An 18,218-nucleotide genomic window follows, 5' to 3' on the forward strand; every position below is an offset into this window, starting at 1 on the left:
GAGAGGCTTTAAATAAAGAAAATTGTAATAAACAATATAATTTATAGACAAAAATCGTTATAATTTGCTATAACAATGGGCAAACTCTATAGTATGATGAAAACCTGCAACGGACTACTTTAAAAATAGACTCTACAATAATAGGTACCATCAATAATCTTATTTGAAAAAATTTAAAAATTAAATTTTGTGCAATTTAATTTCAAGCAATATATTTGTAATATAAAAATAGTCGTAAATTGAGATTACAATTTATGCCAATTTCAACTATTAAAATCAAAACAAATGGACAAAGAATTAGAACAGAAAATAAAGGGAATATTCCAACAGCAGAAAGCATTTTTCAAAACCAACCAGACAAAAGATATTGAATTCAGAAAGGCACAGTTAAGAAAATTCCATGAGGTCTTCTTAAGCCATACAGAAGCTCTTTGTGAAGCTTTAGACATTGATTTGGGAAAGAGCAGAAAGGAAGCTGAGTATGTGGAAATTCAAATCGTCATCAGTGAACTTGATTATCTTCTTGAGAATATTGATGAATGGGCACAACCAACATCTGTTCCTTCTAAACCGCATCCATCAGGAGCAGAAGTCGTGAGTACAATAACTTACCAACCGTATGGGGTCAATTATATCATCGGTCCATTTAACTATCCTGTTCAGCTGACATTCAGCCCTCTTATCGGAGCTTTGATTGCAGGAAATACAGCGATTATAAAACCATCAGAAAATACACCCCATGTAGCAAAAGTTCTTGAAGATATTGTAAAAGGAGCTTTTGATGAATCCTATGTTGCAGTTATTCAGGGAGGTATTGAGGAAAACACTTTATTATTGAGTTTCCCATTCGATTATATTTTCTTTACAGGAAGCCCGAACGTAGGGAAAATTGTCATGAAAGCAGCCGCAGAACAATTGATTCCCCTAGCTTTGGAACTTGGCGGAAAATCTCCGACGATTGTTCATAAGGATGCGGATCTGGATAAAGCGGTTGCCAGAATATCTTACGGTAAATGGATCAATTGCGGCCAGACGTGTGTTGCTCCCGACTATATCTATATTCACGAGTCTATAAAAGATGCTTTTATTGAAAAATTCAAGGCTCATTTAAATACAACCTATGAAGGTAATTCTTTAGGCAAGATCGGGAAGATTGTAAGTCAGAACCAGATTAAACATCTTGCAGGATATCTGGAGGCATCTCGGGAAAAAGTGATCTATGGAGGAAATTATGACCTGGAAACCCGTCATTTTGAAGCTACTTTGATGGATAATGTTACCTGGGACGATCAGGTCATGCAGCAGGAAATCTTCGGACCCATTCTTCCTATTATGACTTATCGTGAGATTGATGAAGCCTTAGAAGAGATCAATAACCGTCCTAAACCTCTAGCATTGTATGTTTTCTCCGAAAATCAGGAATTTGCAGATCAGGTTCTTGCCCTTACCACAAGTGGAGATGCAGAAATCAACAGTGCTATTATTCACGTAGGTTCTCATTATCTGCCGTTTGGAGGAGTGGGAACATCGGGAATGGGGAAATATCATGGAAAATTCAGTTTTGAAAGTTTCAGTCACAGCCGTTCTGTACTTCAGGTGAAATAAAAAATATACAAAGATTTTATTATTTATAAAAAAGGCCGTTCTACATCACGAATGGTCTTTTTTTGATAATAGAATTGTTATTTTTATTGGAGAAAATTTGCATTTTTCTTTTAAAGAAGGGCCCTTAACAAACTTTAACCACATATAATTTTTACAATTCATTAATATTTAAGATATTTGCGCATTGTTTTAAAAATAAAGAATGAAAAAAATCTTTGTAGTATCATTCATATCAGTTGGATATTTCTTAAATGCACAGAGTCTAAGTAACTCGCCTTATGCAGCGTATGGAATTGGAGATGTAAAATATGATAATACGATCGAAACTTCTTCAATGGGAGGTATATCAACAGCTTTTATAAGTGATTTTACCAGTAGTTTCAATTTTGCCAACCCGGCAAACAACGCCAATTTCGAACTTACGAGTATCAAACTGGAAGCTACCAATGAAAACAATTATTTCAAATCGAACTTTAACGATATGAAATCTACAAAGCATTCTACGTATCTTTCCAATATTTCCCTGGCATTTCCTATCTCTTCGAGGGTGAAAATGGGAATTTCTTATCAGCCTTACAGCTCTAAAAGCTATGATATTGTAAGTGAGCAGCTTGACGCAAACCAGACTCCTGTTTATAAGAATAACTTTAAAGGAAGTGGTACCGTAAATATTGCACAGGTGGCGGTTGCTTATAAAATCAACCAAGAATTCTCTGTGGGAGCAAAAGCCAATCTTTACTTTGGAGATATTAACGATCTTAATGAGTTCCGTGCTTATAACAACGCTCTTCAAACCTATGATACAGAATATGTAAATGGATTTGAAACGAAAAACAGAATCAGAAACTTCAACTTTACATTGGGTACAAGCTACCAAACTGTAAACCCACGTACTGATAAGAAATTAACTATTGGTGCTACTGCTACTTTTGGTAATACAAGTAGTACAACTGTAGATTATACAAACAGTACTTACAGATATTCCGATTTAAAGGCCGGAACCAAAACCGATGAAAGCATCCTGGATCAGCAAAGTGTAAGTTCTAAGAATATGATTCCATTCCAGGCCTCTGTAGGGGTAGGATATGGAAGTGAGAACCACTGGTTTTTCTCAGGACAGGTTGATTACAAAAAAGGAGAAAATGTTGCTTATTTCGGAAAAACATTCGACTTCCAGGATAGCTACAGAGTATCTGCGGGTGGATGGTATCTTCCTAACTATAATAACTTCAGAAATTACTTCTCAAGAGTAATCTATCGATATGGAGCTTTCTATGAAAGAGGAAATCTTCAACTGGAAGGAAACAGCATCAACAAATTCGGTATTACTGCAGGAGTAATGTTACCATTCAAAAACAGCAGTATTACAAGGATGAGTGGTCTGGAACTAGGTCTTGAAGTTGGTAAAAGAGGAACTCTTAAAGACAACCTGATCAACCAGAATTACATCAACCTCAAAATCGGCTTCAATTTTGCTGATAAGTGGTTCAGAAAGAATCTTTATAACTAGAATGAAATTTTTAAATAAAATATCATATAAAAATATAGCATACCTTTTTAGTTGTGCTATATTTTTTATATTGACATCCTGTGAAGAAGATCTTACCAAAAATAAAGGTAACCAAAGCAAAAATTTCCCTTCACAGATCATTAATAATGCCAACATTATACAACGTGACTCCGGTTTTATAGTACTTAAAGCAAAAGCTCCTATTATAGAAAAATATGAACTGATAGACAGTCCTTATACTGTTGCAAGAAAAGGAATAGACATTCAGTTTTTCGATAAGAAAAAACCCAAAATACCTGGAACTATAAAAGCAAAATACGCCAAGTTTTTTGATTATAAACAGTTTTACGAGGCAAAAGGTAATGTAAGAATTACCACCAATGAAGGCCAAAAATTTGCCATGCAGAGTATTTTCTGGGATCAAAGAAAAAAGAGAATCTATACCAAAGACACCGTATATGTAACGATGGAAGATGGCTCTACCCTAGTTGGCGCTAACGGTATGACTGCCAAAGACGATTTCTCCGAATATACTTTTTATAATAATTCGGGAGATTTCAGTTCCAAAAGAATTTCCGAGAACAAAAAATAAACTTACCCTCATGAAAGCTCTGGCTATAGGATTGATGTCCGGTACAAGCCTGGACGGTTTGGATATCTGTCTGGCTGAATTTGAAAAAAACAATACATGGACCTTTCAGATTCTGCAAGCTGAAACAGTTCCCTATTCTGAAGATTGGGAAAACAAGCTTCGAAATGCCATTTACATTTCGCCAGAAGATCTACTGGAACTGCATGCAGAATATGGTTTCTATCTTGGTCAGCAGGTTAAAGAATTTATAAAGAAATACCAAATTGAGAATATCAACCTGATTGCTTCTCACGGTCACACAATCTTTCATCAGCCTCATAGAAAATTTACTCTTCAAATTGGAGATGGGCGGGCAATCAAACTGGAAACAGGATTACCCGTTATTTATGATTTCAGAAGTCAGGATGTTCTTATGAACGGCAATGGAGCTCCTTTGGTTCCCATTGGAGATGAGCTGCTTTTTTCGGAATGTAATGCCTGTCTCAATCTTGGAGGATTTTCCAATATTTCTTTGCGATTAAATGATAAAAGAATTGCTTTTGATATTGCTCCAGTAAATATTGTTCTCAACGCACTGGCTCAAAAGTTGAATAAAAACTTTGATGAAAATGGAGATCTTGCCAGACAGGGAAAAATCAATGAGAAATTGCTGAACAGTCTTAATGCTTTAGATTTCTACCAGCAACCTTATCCCAAATCCTTAGGACTCGAATGGTGTAATGAGTACGTATTTCCTTTTCTTCAAGAAATTGAAACATTGGACGCTTTGGCTACTTTTACGGAACATATTGCCCAACAGATTTCAAAAGTAATCAATGAGAATACTATTCAGGATATTCTTATCACCGGGGGTGGCGCTTACAACACTTTTTTAATTGAAAAAATACAAGCAAAAACCAACTCAGGCATCATTCTTCCGAAAAAAGAAATCATCGATTATAAGGAAGCTCTGATCTTTGCTTTTATGGGTGTTTTAAAGATGAACAGTGAGATCAACGTACTATCTTCTGCAACGGGAAGTACAGCAGATCACTGCTCAGGCGTAATAGCTTAAACAAATTAAATTAGCATAAAAAAGACCTTCATTCCTGAAGGTCTTTTATTATTTATAAGCTTCGATCTTGTCGGTAAGCGTATTGATAAAGTTCTGTAATGGTTTTTCTACCATCATTTTGATAAAAGGATTGAATTTTCCTTCAAACAACATCTGTACTTCCGTCTGGTTTTCGCTGATAGGATTCAAAGTAGCTGTTAATGAAAAATCTAAGCTTGAACTTGCAGATTTTAAAACTGCTTTCTGATCATTCACTTCGTCTATTTTCAAAGCAATTTCAGGCATTCCCTGTAAACCAAATTTAAAACCGTCGTCTCTTGTTTCAAATTTCTGAAGACCGTCTGGCATAAAATCTTTATAATTTTCAGGTGACTTCAACAATTCTGAGAGCTCTTTAGATGATTTATTGACAATAATCTTTCGTCCTTCTAAATTCATTTTTTATTTTTGTATTTAAATTCTTAATTCTTACAAATGTATAAAGTTTTTGTGAACGAAAAAAAATTATTAATATCTAAGCATCCTGAGGAACTTGAAAAAAATCTCGGGTATGAAAGTTTCACGACTTTAGAGATTGCATTAGATATTTTGGAGAATACTTCGGTGAATGAACTGAATGTTTTTGGTGAGAATATTGATGAGATCTGGGGCGAGTTTCAAAAGCTTTTCAGAATCATAGAGGCTGCCGGAGGTTTGGTAAACAATCCTGAAGGAGAAACGCTTTTCATCAAAAGACTTGGCAGATGGGACCTTCCCAAAGGTAAAATGGAAAAAGGAGAGTCGAGAGAAGAATCCGCAGTAAGGGAAATTGAAGAAGAAACGGGTTTAAGTGATGTTGAACTCATCCAGTTTATCAATACCACTTATCATATTTACATCGAAAGAAACGGGGAAAAGATCCTGAAATGTACCCATTGGTTTGAAATGAAATTTAATGGTGAAGATACTTCAAAGCCACAAATTGAGGAAGGAATTACAGAAGTAGCCTGGAAAAATACTGCTCAGATAGAAAGTGAAGTCTTCCCTAGCACTTTTCAGAATATTAAGCTTATCGTGAAAGAATTCTGGGATTCCAGAAAGTAAGTAATGATATCAAAGATTGAAAGAGGGGCAGGAAGTCATTATCAAACTCCCCTCCCCTGCAGTCTTGTATTTTTTAAATAAATTCGATCAGTTTTTCCAAAGCAATACCTCTGGATCCTTTCAACAGTATATTTTCCGACTGAATTTTATTTCCTTTCAGGTATTCAATCAATTCTGTTGTGTTTTCAAAAGCGAGTTCTGAAGAATTCACTGCTTTAAAATGTTTTCCAACTGTAATGATTTCGGTAAACCCTAAATCCTGAGCCAGTTTTAAGATGTTCTGGTGTTCTTTTTCACTTTCTTCACCCAGTTCAAGCATATCGCCGATGATAATGGTTTTATGGCCTTCAAATGTGATGAAATTATTCAGAGACGCCGTCATCGAACTTGGGTTAGCATTATAAGTATCCAACACCAATGTTCTGTCATCTTTTTTTACAACCTGAGAACGCATATTTGTTGGAGTATACATTTCAATAGCATTTTTGATCGTATCAAAATCAATCCCAAAATGAAGTCCAAGACTCACTGCTGCACAAAGGTTGGTGAAATTATAAGTTCCGGTAAGTTTTGATACGGCTTTTGTACCATTATAACTCAATCCTACAAAATGATCTTCTGAAAAAGAGTCAAAAGTATAGTCTGAATCATTTTTACCAAAAGTTATGACTGGTGAATAATTTTCAGTTTTTTCAACCTGAATAGGATCATTTTCGTTAACGACAATGGTTTTCCCGTTATTTTTAAGATAATCATATAACTCAGATTTTCCTTTGATAACGCCCTCAAAACCACCAAATCCTTCCAGATGTGCTTTTCCGAAATTGGTAATATAACCGAAATCAGGTAAGGAGATTGTACATAATAATTCTATTTCTTTCTGATGATTGGCACCCATTTCTATGACAGCCATTTCATGCTCTGCTTTAACAGATAGAATTGTAAGAGGAACACCAATATGATTATTCAGATTTCCTGACGTATACTGTACATTAAACTTTTCTGAAAGTACAGCATGGATAAGTTCTTTAGTTGTTGTTTTTCCATTGCTTCCTGTAAGCCCGATAAAAGGAATGGTCAGCTGGCTTCTGTGGTGAATGGCCAATTGCTGCAAAAACTCAAGAGTGGAGGGAACATAGAAAATATTTCTATCTGCGTTTTCAAATTCCCGCTGTTCAACGATGGCCGCCAGAGCCCCCTCGTCAATAGCTTTTTCAGCCAGAGTTGCCGCATTGAAATTATCTCCGGAGAAGGCAAAGAAAATATCATTTTCTGCGATTTTTCTGCTATCAATGGTTACTTTACCGGCTTGCAGAAATAAAGGATAAAACTGTTCTATATTCATGTGGAAATATATATATTTTTAGAAGTCACCTATAATCGCCCAATATACACGAGTGTTTGAGACTTTTTAGCCAAAGCGATTTCATGGTTCAAAAATAAAAAAACCTTCCGGAAATCCGGAAGGTTTTTTATAAGTATTTTTTGATAAATATTATCTTCTAGTTCTGCTCTTGTCATTAGTTCTAGCATCCTGAGCAACACGGAAACCAACCCAGCCAAATGCTTTTCCTTGGTTTTTATATCTTCTTTGCCCCGGGTCTAGCCAATATGCAGTATCTTGCCAAGAACCTCCTTTTACTACTCTGATTTCGTTAGACATTTCAGAAGTTCTGTCTTTGCTGTCTTTCTGCATTTTCACTCTACCAGTAGCGTCTACGATAAATCTCTTTTTAGGAGAGTTGTACATGTCAAATCCTGCAGCAGAATCTGAAGCTCTGTAATACTCTAGAGAAGATTGTCTGTCACCATCTCTGTAGTTTCTGTAGTCAGCAATTGTTTCTCTTTCGAATTGTCCAGGAAGACCTTTGTATACTAATCTTCCGTCTGCAAGAGTATCATATTTGATAGTACCTTCGTCGATCATTTTGTAAGTTCCGTCTCCGTTTCTTACAATCGTTTGAGGCATATTTCCTCTATAATAGTTGAAGTCGTTGTAATCTTCATCAATGATTGGTCTGTAGATGTCAGCTGTCCATTCTGCAACGTTACCATACATACCATAGATTCCCAGGTCATTAGATGGATACTGTCTAACGTCTGAAGTCTGAGCAGATCCGTCGTTTTTCCATCCAGCAATACCTGAATAGTCACCTTTACCCATTTTGAAGTTTTCAAGGAACATTCCTCTTTCTTTTCCTTTAGTTCCTCTCAATCTTTCGATTTGAGGTTTTTTACCCATGTACTGGTTGTATTCTCTGTTCTTAGCCATACCAAGAGCAGCATATTCCCATTCTACTTCAGTAGGAAGTCTGAACTTCTGTACCATGGCAGAGTTTGGAGCTCTGTTTGCTGCCAGCAATCTTTGGTTGGTAGTTTTCATACCAGTTTTTTGCTGCATTCTCTTTTCGTTGATGTATCCTTGCATTTCAGGATCATTCGATTTGAATTTATCCATATTAAATGCCGTACCACCCTGGTTATTGGATTCATTGATGTATAAATCCTTAGCAATAATACCTGCTTGCATCAACGCTTTTTCGTTGGCTCTATCTGACAACCATTCACAATATCTGTTGGCTTGAGTCCAGGAAACACCTACTACAGGATAGTAGTCGAATTCCGGAGAACGCAGATAAGTTTCATTATAATCGTTTCTAGCTAATTTGTTGTCCCATAATAGAGTATCTGGCAGGGCGCCGTTGTAGATCTCCTTGAAGCTAGGGTCACTTGGTGGGAATACATACTTCAACCATGTAAGGTATTCGCGGTATTCGTAGTTAGTAATCTCAGTTTCTCCGATAAAGAATGAACTTACCTGCATTCTGCGAGGTGTGTTATTCCAATCGTGCATCACATCATCTTTCACTAATCCCATTGTAAAAGTTCCACCTTCTACATATACCATTCCTGGCCAACCCTTCTGCTTTTGTTGCTTTCCTGCAAAAAACCAACCTTGTTTTTCGTTTGGTTTCCAACCCGTCTTGCTGACAAACTTTTTAGTACCGCCTCCTTTGCTGGTACCTGATCCGCCACAGCTGGTTAATGCAAGTGTAGAACTTAATGCTATTAATGAAAACAACTTTAGTTTTTTCATAGTCGATATAAATATTTTCAAAGTACAAAGAAAAAATAAATTATTCAATAAATCAAGTAATCATTTGATTTTTTTGAAAAACGTTAACAAATTAATTTTATTGTATCACAATTTAATTCTAAAATTTTCATTTATTTTGTAATTTAGCAATTTCAATAATAAACATGAGACGAAAAATCACTCTTTTATCCTTAATCGCTTTTGCATCAACACTTTACGCTCAAAGAAACACCATAGAATGGAATGGTTCTAAAATTCAGGATTTTGGTGACACAAAAATTAATCTTCCTATTTTTAAAAATGAAGGTTTTTCTTTCAGCCAAAATAATGTTTTTATAGTAACCAAGCAAAAAATCGGAGAAAAGCAGTTAAAAATTTCAGACCTCGCCTGGGAGAATGTATCCAATCAGGATTTATTTGAATTAGACAAAGGCAGGCTTCCGGATTATGATGTGGCAGATATTTCATATTATACATTGGAAGGAGAAACATATGCCAGTATCAGCATTGCTTTATTTAAAAATGTAAAAGGCCGTGTTCAGAGACTTTCTTCATTTAATATTTCAGAAGGTGCGGCTCCTTTGAATGCTTCAGCCAACGCCAACAAAGTAGGAACAGCTAACAACCCTCTGTCCAGCGGTAATTTCTATAAAATAAAAGTTGACAAATCCGGAGTATTCAAAATCACAGCTCAATTTTTAAAAGATAACGGGATCAATCCTGCTTCTGTAAATCCTAAAAATTTCAGAATTTATGGAAATGGAGGGATCATGCTTCCTGAGTTCAATCAGGATACCAAATACAGTGCCCTACAGGAAAATGCCATTCAGGTAGTGGGTGAAGACGATGGAGTATGGAATGACAATGATTATGCACTATTCTACGCTCAAGGGCCAGATGGATATAACCTTTATGATACTTCTAATGGAAATGGTTTCAAAAGAAGAGATACCCGATTTTCTGAAAGAAGCAATAATGTGAAGAATATCTATGAAGATTTTTCATACTATTATATTAACTTCGATAAAGGGGCGGGAAAAAGAGTACAGCCTATAGATGGAACACTTCCCGCACAGCTTATCACCAGATATGACAATTACCAGTTCATTAATAAAGATCAGAAAAACCTGTTAAAGGTAGGAAGAACATGGGTTGAAGATACGCCTTTCAACAGTGAAAAAAATATAGTATTCAATACCAACTCTCCTATTCAGGCTAATGACCAGATCCGATACAGAACACAAGTAGTAGCTTATAAGTCTCAACAGAACAGTATTGATTTTAAAATCAATAATCAGGCTCCATCTACCAGAGATGTACCTGCAGATTCCGGAGGGGTACAGTATAATTTTTATCCTATTACTTATTCGGGTACGATTAATAATCTTACCGGAAGTCAGTTCACCATAAATTACAACCCCAATATTTCTAAAAACCCTAACGGAACTTACTACCTTGACTATGTTGAAGTACAGTACAAAGAAAATCTTAGTTTCAATGGTTCACAGATGAACTTCAGGGATTATTCTATAGTAAGTGGAAGTAATGACACGTACGGATTCAGCATCAATAATGCCAATAATATAGAACAGGTATGGGATGTTACCGATATTACAAATGCTAACAGAAGAGTAAATAAAGCAGGAGCAGGATCGTTCAATTTTGCTTATACTGCGGCTGATCAGAATTTCAATAATGAGTTTGTAGCTTTCCGTTCTGATGCGGCATATAGCCCGCAGTTTGTTGGAAGAATTTCCAATCAGAATCTTTCGGCATTACAGAACATCGATTATCTGATTCTTACTACCCCAGAAATGATGGGGCAGGCGCAAAGGTTAGCCAGTTATCATCAGACTACCAATAACTATAAGGTAGAAATTGTAGACGTCAACAAAATCTATGAAGAATTTGGAAGCGGAAGCAGAGATCTTACTGCAATCAGAGATTTTGTCACTAAGCTAAATACTCCGAACGGAAGGCTCAGATATGTATTCATCCTGGGAGATACTTCATATGATTACAAAAACAGAATTCCTAACAACTCCAATATTGTATCCAGCTATCAGAGCGAGCAGTCTTCAGATTATGTATCTTCATTCGTTACCGACGACTATATTGTAATGACCCAGCCACAGAATTCTCTTTTAATTGAGAATAATCTGCCGGATCTTCCTGTGGGAAGAATTCCTGCAGCTAATGTGACTGAGGCATCTGATATGATGAACAAAACATTGGCTTATTATAATTCTCTTCCGGGCCAATCCAGTCCTTTTGGAGAATGGCGTATGCGTCTTGACTTTGTGGTGGATGATAATGCTGAAGGAGGAAGCCCTTTCCACAATGTTATGAATTCCAGCTTGGTAAGTATATTTGAACAGCCTGGTCAGCTTGAACTGAAAGAATATAACGTAAAAAAACTCTATATGGATGCCTTCACCGCTCAGAGTACTTCTGGTGGTTTAAGATATCCACAGGTGAATCAAGCCATTTCCAATGCTATTGGGAACAGTTTGTATTTATTCTACTTCGGGCACGGGGGAATCAACGGATGGGCACAGGAAAGAGTCTTAACCAGCACTGAAGTTCAGAATGCCAATAATTTTTCCAATGTATACAGCAGATTCCCATTCGTTTCTACGATAACCTGTGAATTTACATTATGGGATGAGCCGGAAACGAATTCTGTGGGTGAGCAGTTTCTTAAGTTAAAGCAAGGAGGAGCTTCCACAATGATTACTTCCAGCCGTGCTATTGGAGTGGATTACGGACGTGATTTCACCAATACCTTTACCAGAAATATCTTCAAATTAACGAATGATGATTTCAGTTCATTAGGAAATGCTCATTTATTAGCAAAAAAACAAAAAGGACCCAACAGCAATCACCTTAAAGTAAATTTTCTTGGGGATCCTGCGATGAAACTGAGCAGACCTCAAAGATTGTTAACTATTGATAATATTGATACTCCGGTACCGGGATTAATCAGAGGATTGGATTTCGTAAAAGTAAAAGGACATATCAATAAACCTGACGGAACCCTTAATAGTACTTTCAACGGAAAAGTAGCCATCAATATTTTTGATAAAAGATTAAATAAGAAAACACTCAATAATAATGGTACCCTTTCGCCGGTATTAGATTATACAGAAGAAGGAACGGCAATTGTAAAAGCTGCAGGAACGGCTGTAAACGGAGTTTTTACTTCTGAATTCTACGTTCCTAAAGACATCAATTATGCTGTGGGAGACGGAAGAATATTAGCCTATGCAGACAATAAGTCTACGGATGTATTCAACAACCAGACCGTTCAGGTAGGAGATATCAACCCCAACGGAATTAATGATAATCAGCCTCCCAAAGTAAAACTGTACATGAACAATACCAACTTTGCAGACGGTGGTATCACCAATCAGAACCCAATGTTGCTTGCCTGTCTTACAGATGATACAGGGATCAACTCTACCGGATCAGGAATTGGACACGATATTACAACCTACCTTGACGGGCAGATTATCAATACCGTTATTCTAAATGATTTCTACTCTCCAGGAGAAGGTAACGGATGTCTGAATCCTAGTCTGGCCGATTATCAGAAAGGAAATGTAACCTATCCATTCAAAAATCTGGCGATAGGACAACACCAGCTAAGTTTTAAAGTTTGGGACATAAACAATAATTCTACAACTGCTACGTTAAACTTTGAAGTTAAGGATGAATCTGACCAGCATTTGATCATCAACAGACCACTGAACTGGCCAAATCCATTCACCAACAAAACGTATATCCAGTTTGAACACAACTGTGACGATATTCTGGATGTGAATGTGCAGATCTATACTATTACCGGAAGATTAGTAAGAACTTTATCTCAACCGGTAGTGGCAGAACCGTTCCTACAGGGCTTTAGAACCCCTCGTCAGGCAATAGAATGGGACGGAAGAGATGATTTTGGTGCTACAGTAGCAAAAGGTACGTATATTTTTAAGATATTTGCAAAAAGTCAAAACCAAGAAAAATGCAAAGGAAGTGCCACAGCTGTAGAAAAAATGGTACTTTTGAAATAATTTAACAAATACATAGACAATAATATTAATAAAAAACTGATAATATATAAAAGACAACATATGAATTTAACTACTAAACTGCTTTTAGGATTTGGTTTGAGTGCTGGTTTTTTAGGCTATTCACAAGATTTGGGTAAAGTAAACCCAGTACTTACCGGAGCTCCTTTTCTAAGAATTGCGCCAGATGCAAGGTCTGGTGGTATGGGAGATCAAGGGGTTGTAACCTCTCCGGACGCATTTTCACAGTTCTGGAATGCGGCGAAATATCCTTTTAGCAGAACAAGTTCTTCCATAGGTCTTAACTATACACCTTATATGGGAAAACTTACCAATGATGTATTCTTATTATATGGTGCATTCCATAAGTTCTTGGGGCAAGATGAAAGATCTACCATTTCTGCGAGTATTTATTATTTCAATATGGGGCAGGTTGACCTTACCCAGCTGGTAGGTACAGAAATCGCTTCAATGGGTACATCAAAACCAAATGAATTCTCTATTGACGTTGCCTATGCTTTGAAACTTTCTGACTCCTATTCAATGGCTGTAACAGGTAGATTTATCCGTTCAGACTTAGCCGGAGGATTCAACACAGATACAACTCTTAAACCTGCCAACTCTTTTGCGGTAGATATTTCAGGTTACTATACTTCTCCCAGATTCTCCAGTTTTGGTGGATATGATGGTAAATTAAATGCCGGTTTTGCCGTTCAAAACTTAGGACCTAAGCTAGATTATACCGGAAACGAAGAATCAAGATCTTATCTTCCTACCATGGCAAGATTAGGGGTTGGGTATGATATGTACCTTGATGATATGAACAGAGTGGGAATAAGCGTGGAAGGTTCCAAACTTTTGGTTCCTGGATCTGAATATGCAGGAATAGACCCGAATACAAGACAACCTATTTACCAGATTCCCAATGTGGGACCAATGGCCGGTATCGGAAAATCTTTCAAAAACAAAAACAGTATCATGTATAGTGGTGCTTTAGAATATTCATATGATAATGCTTTTTCTGTAAGAGGAGGTTACTTCCATGAAAGTGAAGAGCAGGGAGCAAGACAGTTTGCTACAGCGGGTATCGGATTAAAGTACCGTTCTTTCGGTCTTGATCTTTCTTACCTGATCAACATGTCTAAAATCAATACAGCACTGGATAACACACTTCGTTTCGGACTTACCTGGAACATTGGTGAAGAAACATCCAATAACGACAGATAGTTCCTTTGATAACAATACAAAAAGCCTCATCTTTATTTTCGATGAGGCTTTTTTTTGGAGAAAAATGAAAATACTCCACTCCCTTCAATTACGTATTTTCAACTTCCATCGTTCACTTTATAAAGTAAAAACCATTTATTAAAAAAATATAATACTTAAGTTTACAAAAGTCTCTTATTTATGGCGTCTTTTTTAAATCCAATAGTTATTTTTGTAACATGAACTACTCGGCGGAACTAAAAAAATTTGTAACCAGTCAATATGTATATTCTGCAATCAGAATTACATTAGCTACTGTTCTGCCTTGTCTGGTCCTCGCCCATTTCGGAATTCTGAAAGAATATTTCCTTTTTCCACTCGGAACCAGCTTTGTAGCCCTGACAGACCAACCGGGACCTTTTATCCGAAGAAGAAATGCTCTTACATTTGCCATTTGTTGTTTCGTACTGGTTGCATTGATTGCCAGTTTGGTAATGGATTTTACAATTCTGGTCATTGCCGAAATCATTCTGTTTGGAATGTTTTTCTCCCTGATCGGTGTCTATGGGCAAAGACTTGCAGCGGTAGGATCTCTATCTCTGGTTGTTTTGGCAATCTTCATTGATGGTCATCTTACAGGAAGCAATATATTGAAAAGTCTGTTAATTTTTGCCTGTGGATGTATATGGTTCCTTCTTATATTCCTTGTAGTAACGACCATTCGCCCTTATAAACTGGCAGGTCAAATGATTGGTGAGAACTATCTCCAACTGGCCGAATTTTTAAAAATCAAAGCCAATTATTATCAGAAAAATCCTGACTTCGATAAACTGACGATTCAGGTTATCGCCAAGCAGATTGAAATAAAAAACTTACAGGAAGATACCCGGGAAACGGTTTTTAAAACCAGAACAATTGTCAACGAATCTACAACCACCAGTCGTTTGCTGATGCTGATGTTCCTCAACTCCATGGATCTTCATGAAAAGCTGATGACTTCTGAAAGTGATTATCAGAAGCTGCAGCAGAGTTTTGACGACAGCATGATCCTGGTAAACATCCATGATTATCTTAATCTTCTGGCTGAGGAAATCACCAATATTGGAATCGCTCTTCAAAGTGGAACAAGAGCAAAATCGATATTTAACCTTGAGCTTGAGCTGAAGAATCTTAATAATCATTACTTTGAGCTCAGAAACAAGCAGCTTTCTTCCAAGAGCCTTGAAAATTTTATGATTCTGCGTCAGATTCTGATGCGCATCAATGAAATTACAAAAGAGATCAACGAAATCTATAAAGTTTTTTCTCAGAATATAAAACTGGCAAAAAGTTTATCCACCGGGCTAGACCTTAGAAAGTTTATGCCCAATGAGCCTAAGCTTAATTCTAAAGTTCTGAGAAACAATATTTCTCTATCATCTTCTCATTTCCGTCACGCAATAAGAATTACCACCGCTTTATTGCTGGGATATCTTTTTTCCATGTTTGACTCTTTGGGGCTGGGACATACCTACTGGATACTGATTACCATTACCGCCATTCTGAAGCCGGCTTATTCCATTACAAAAAAAAGAAATCTGCTGCGTCTGTACGGAACCTTTACAGGAGCGACCATTGCTTATATTATCCTTCACTTTATTCATATAAACAGCGTATTGTTCACTATTTTGCTGGTGAGCATGATTATGTGTTTCAGCTTCCTCAAAGGCCGTTATTTTTGGGCTGTTTTATTTATGACGATCTATGTTTTCCTGAGTTTCAACTTTTTGAATCCTGGAAAAATAAATATTATTTTCAAAGACAGAATTGTTGATACCGCCATTGCCGGAGTTATCGCTTTTTTGGTATCTTATATTGTACTGCCTGTATGGGAGCATACTCAGAATCTGGATCTGATGAAAAAATCTGCTGCAGACAATCTGATCTATTTTCAGAGTGTAATGTCTAAATTTCTTCAGGGAGATTTTAATATAGAAGATTATAAAGTAAAACGAAAAAATGCGATCATTTCTCTGGCCAATCTTTCCGATAACTTCCAGCGTATGATTTCTGATCCTAAAAATCAGCAGAAAAAACTGGAAGTTGTACACCAGTTTGTAGCCACATCGCATCTGGTTACAGCTTACACAGCGTCTCTTTCCCAATATGCACAAAGTAACGAACAGTATCCGGAAATAGATTCTGAAAGCTGGAGCAAAAAAATTGAAGCCGAAATGCAGCAAACCTCTACCCTTCTGAATGGTAATGATGTGAATGAAGCTTTAAAAATGGACAGCCGCCTTGAACCTGAAGATTCTTCTATTGAAGATATGCTCCTGAAAAGAAAAACAGAAATTGAAGAAAGTGATACTATAGATACAATAGATACGGATAAGATTTCCCACTTAACAGAGCTTAAAAACATTCATGATATTCTTGAACTCATCTACGATGTTGCCAAAGAACAGCGAAAGGTCATTGAAAAATACAAGGCTGAAAAAGTAGATGAAACAGAATAATTCAACAAGATGAAAGAATTTATTCTTCTACAATAGTAAAACAATAGTCGTCAAAAAACTCGACTCTGGCTTTAAATTCATCGGAAAACTGCTCATCATAGACCCTGCAGCTTATCTTATGCAGATGTTTCAGCTCAAAGGGCTTTACTTCGTAATTTTTCTTTAAAGACCAGTATTTTGAATGATGAATCTTGTACATACTTTCTTTCACACTCCATATAATGGTATAAAAAGTATCTGCTTTATCTTCCGGGATAAACCCTCTCTCATTTTCATAGGTAAATTTGTCAATCACTCTTAAGATCTTAGGATTGAATTTTTCCACATCAATTCCTATCTTATTTTGAGAAATAGCGATTGCGGCAAATGGAAAAGAATGGGTGATGGAAATCTCCGCATCTTTGGGAGACAGAAAAGGTTCTCTTTCTTTGTATAGAATTTTAGAATCTGGTTTCAGGCCCTTCAGCAGCTTTCGAACCATCAGTACTTCCAATAGCTTTTTAGGATGATAATCCTTTACTTTTTCTGCGTTTTCGGGCTCAAGCAATTCATTGATATCAAGTTCTTCACTTTCATCATACTTCCAAACAAGGATAGTGGCATTATCATCTGAAAAATCTCGGTAAAGGGGCATTCTTTTTTGTACAAATTTTATTGTACAAAAATACTAAAAAGAAATCATTCAAAAGAAGCTAGAAGATGAGAGCTGGATGATGGAACTTATGATCCGTTATAAAAACAACAGATAAGCAAAGTGAGTAAAAATTGCTGACTAAAAAATAAATTCTTTGTCGACATTATCTTTACAAACTTTCAGTATCCTTCTTCCTGCTCCCAGCTTAATTATTTAGACTGATGATTGGCATCATTTCTGTGCTCTATAATCTCCAGATTTTCATCTACAAAATAAGCGCTTCCAAATCCGTTTACATAAGATCCTTTTACAGGCTGCAAAGCAATCAGAATAAAGTCTTTCATTTCAGAAATAACATCAACTACTTTTCCATGAGTTTCTTTAAGGTTGTTAACCACTGTATTCCAAACTTCAGAATCTCTTTCTATTTGGGAAGTTGATGCTTCAAGCGTTAAACGTTCACGGGCATAGATCTGTTTTGTTGCAGACTCATCCTCAATAAACATTACTGAGGCATTTCTTCCGTCTGCCAGATTTTTGGTATGTTTTGCCATAAAAGATACCAGGATATAGAATGTATTTTCTACCTGCACAAAAGGAGCATAGCTGGAATTTGGGTTTCCTTCTGCATCAACAGTAGCTAAGATCACACTTTTAGTTGCCCCTATCAGCTCTTTTACTTTTGGTGCAACAGGTTTCGCTTTTCTTTGAGATTCTTCCTTAGAATTGGTATGATTCATAATAAAATTATTTATCCGATAAAATTAACTATTTATATTAAGACTAAATAGCCTTAGCGTATGTTTAATCTCATAAATATGAACTTATGTTGTTTTTGTATCTTAATTATTAATCGTAATTTTGCCTTAAGTTATCAA

13 protein-coding genes are annotated in these 18,218 nt (G+C 36.4%); 8 read left to right on the plus strand and 5 right to left on the minus strand.

Annotation, left to right across the window (positions count from 1 at the left end; all coding sequences use genetic code 11):
* The first annotated feature begins 285 nt into the window (after positions 1-285).
* From mdlD to ACQ76T_RS11970, 4 genes are all read left to right on the plus strand, one after another.
* Complete coding sequence (mdlD, locus tag ACQ76T_RS11955) at positions 286-1,605, plus strand: NAD(P)-dependent benzaldehyde dehydrogenase MdlD (protein ID WP_431343519.1); 1,320 nt, start codon at positions 286-288, stop codon at positions 1,603-1,605.
* Between the two features lie 202 nt (positions 1,606-1,807).
* Complete coding sequence (locus ACQ76T_RS11960) at positions 1,808-3,115, plus strand: hypothetical protein (RefSeq protein WP_431343520.1); 1,308 nt, start codon at positions 1,808-1,810, stop codon at positions 3,113-3,115.
* A 1-nt stretch (position 3,116) separates the two neighbouring features.
* On the plus strand, positions 3,117-3,707 hold the full coding sequence (gene lptC, locus ACQ76T_RS11965; RefSeq protein ID WP_431343521.1) for an LPS export ABC transporter periplasmic protein LptC: 591 nt from the start codon (positions 3,117-3,119) through the stop codon (positions 3,705-3,707).
* Positions 3,708-3,717: 10 nt separating this feature from the next.
* Positions 3,718-4,761 (plus strand): anhydro-N-acetylmuramic acid kinase, encoded by a 1,044-nt coding sequence (locus tag ACQ76T_RS11970; protein ID WP_431343522.1) that lies wholly within the window; start codon positions 3,718-3,720, stop codon positions 4,759-4,761.
* Positions 4,762-4,809: 48 nt separating this feature from the next.
* On the opposite strand, the gene ACQ76T_RS11975 is transcribed toward ACQ76T_RS11970, so the two are convergent.
* Complete coding sequence (locus ACQ76T_RS11975; RefSeq protein WP_431343523.1) at positions 4,810-5,199, minus strand: SRPBCC family protein; 390 nt, start codon at positions 5,197-5,199, stop codon at positions 4,810-4,812.
* A 36-nt stretch (positions 5,200-5,235) separates the two neighbouring features.
* Here ACQ76T_RS11975 and ACQ76T_RS11980 point away from each other — a divergent pair, with 36 nt between their 5' ends.
* Positions 5,236-5,844 carry an NUDIX hydrolase gene (locus tag ACQ76T_RS11980; RefSeq protein WP_431343524.1) on the plus strand — a complete coding sequence of 203 codons (609 nt, stop codon included), beginning with the start codon at positions 5,236-5,238 and terminating at the stop codon, positions 5,842-5,844.
* A gap of 73 nt (positions 5,845-5,917) precedes the next feature.
* Here the strand turns inward: ACQ76T_RS11980 and ACQ76T_RS11985 are convergent, their stop codons facing one another.
* Positions 5,918-7,189, minus strand: coding sequence for a UDP-N-acetylmuramoyl-tripeptide--D-alanyl-D-alanine ligase (locus tag ACQ76T_RS11985; protein WP_431343525.1), 1,272 nt, complete (start codon positions 7,187-7,189; stop codon positions 5,918-5,920).
* Positions 7,190-7,339: 150 nt separating this feature from the next.
* Positions 7,340-8,941 (minus strand): gliding motility lipoprotein GldJ, encoded by a 1,602-nt coding sequence (gene gldJ, locus ACQ76T_RS11990; protein ID WP_431343526.1) that lies wholly within the window; start codon positions 8,939-8,941, stop codon positions 7,340-7,342.
* Positions 8,942-9,105: 164 nt separating this feature from the next.
* Here gldJ and porU point away from each other — a divergent pair, with 164 nt between their 5' ends.
* The 3 genes from porU to ACQ76T_RS12005 all read left to right on the plus strand — a co-directional run bounded on the left by porU (position 9,106) and on the right by ACQ76T_RS12005 (position 16,706).
* A complete protein-coding gene (porU, locus tag ACQ76T_RS11995; RefSeq protein ID WP_431343527.1) occupies positions 9,106-13,005 on the plus strand; it encodes a type IX secretion system sortase PorU in 3,900 nt (1,299 codons plus the stop codon).
* A 60-nt stretch (positions 13,006-13,065) separates the two neighbouring features.
* Entirely contained in the window at positions 13,066-14,229 is a 1,164-nt protein-coding gene (porV, locus tag ACQ76T_RS12000; protein WP_431343528.1) for a type IX secretion system outer membrane channel protein PorV, read from the plus strand.
* A gap of 218 nt (positions 14,230-14,447) precedes the next feature.
* Entirely contained in the window at positions 14,448-16,706 is a 2,259-nt protein-coding gene (locus tag ACQ76T_RS12005; RefSeq protein WP_431343529.1) for an FUSC family membrane protein, read from the plus strand.
* A gap of 19 nt (positions 16,707-16,725) precedes the next feature.
* Here ACQ76T_RS12005 and ACQ76T_RS12010 read toward each other — a convergent pair whose 3' ends face one another.
* The gene (locus ACQ76T_RS12010) at positions 16,726-17,340 is read right to left on the minus strand and encodes a 4'-phosphopantetheinyl transferase superfamily protein (RefSeq protein ID WP_422693430.1); all 615 of its coding nucleotides are present in this window, start codon (positions 17,338-17,340) and stop codon (positions 16,726-16,728) included.
* A 209-nt stretch (positions 17,341-17,549) separates the two neighbouring features.
* Entirely contained in the window at positions 17,550-18,080 is a 531-nt protein-coding gene (locus ACQ76T_RS12015; protein ID WP_431343530.1) for a pyridoxamine 5'-phosphate oxidase family protein, read from the minus strand.
* Between the last annotated feature and the right edge of the window lie 138 nt (positions 18,081-18,218).

Origin of the sequence: Chryseobacterium sp. JK1 (genome assembly GCF_050632815.1) — a bacterium.
In the GTDB taxonomy this organism is placed as follows: Bacteria; Bacteroidota; Bacteroidia; order Flavobacteriales; family Weeksellaceae; genus Chryseobacterium.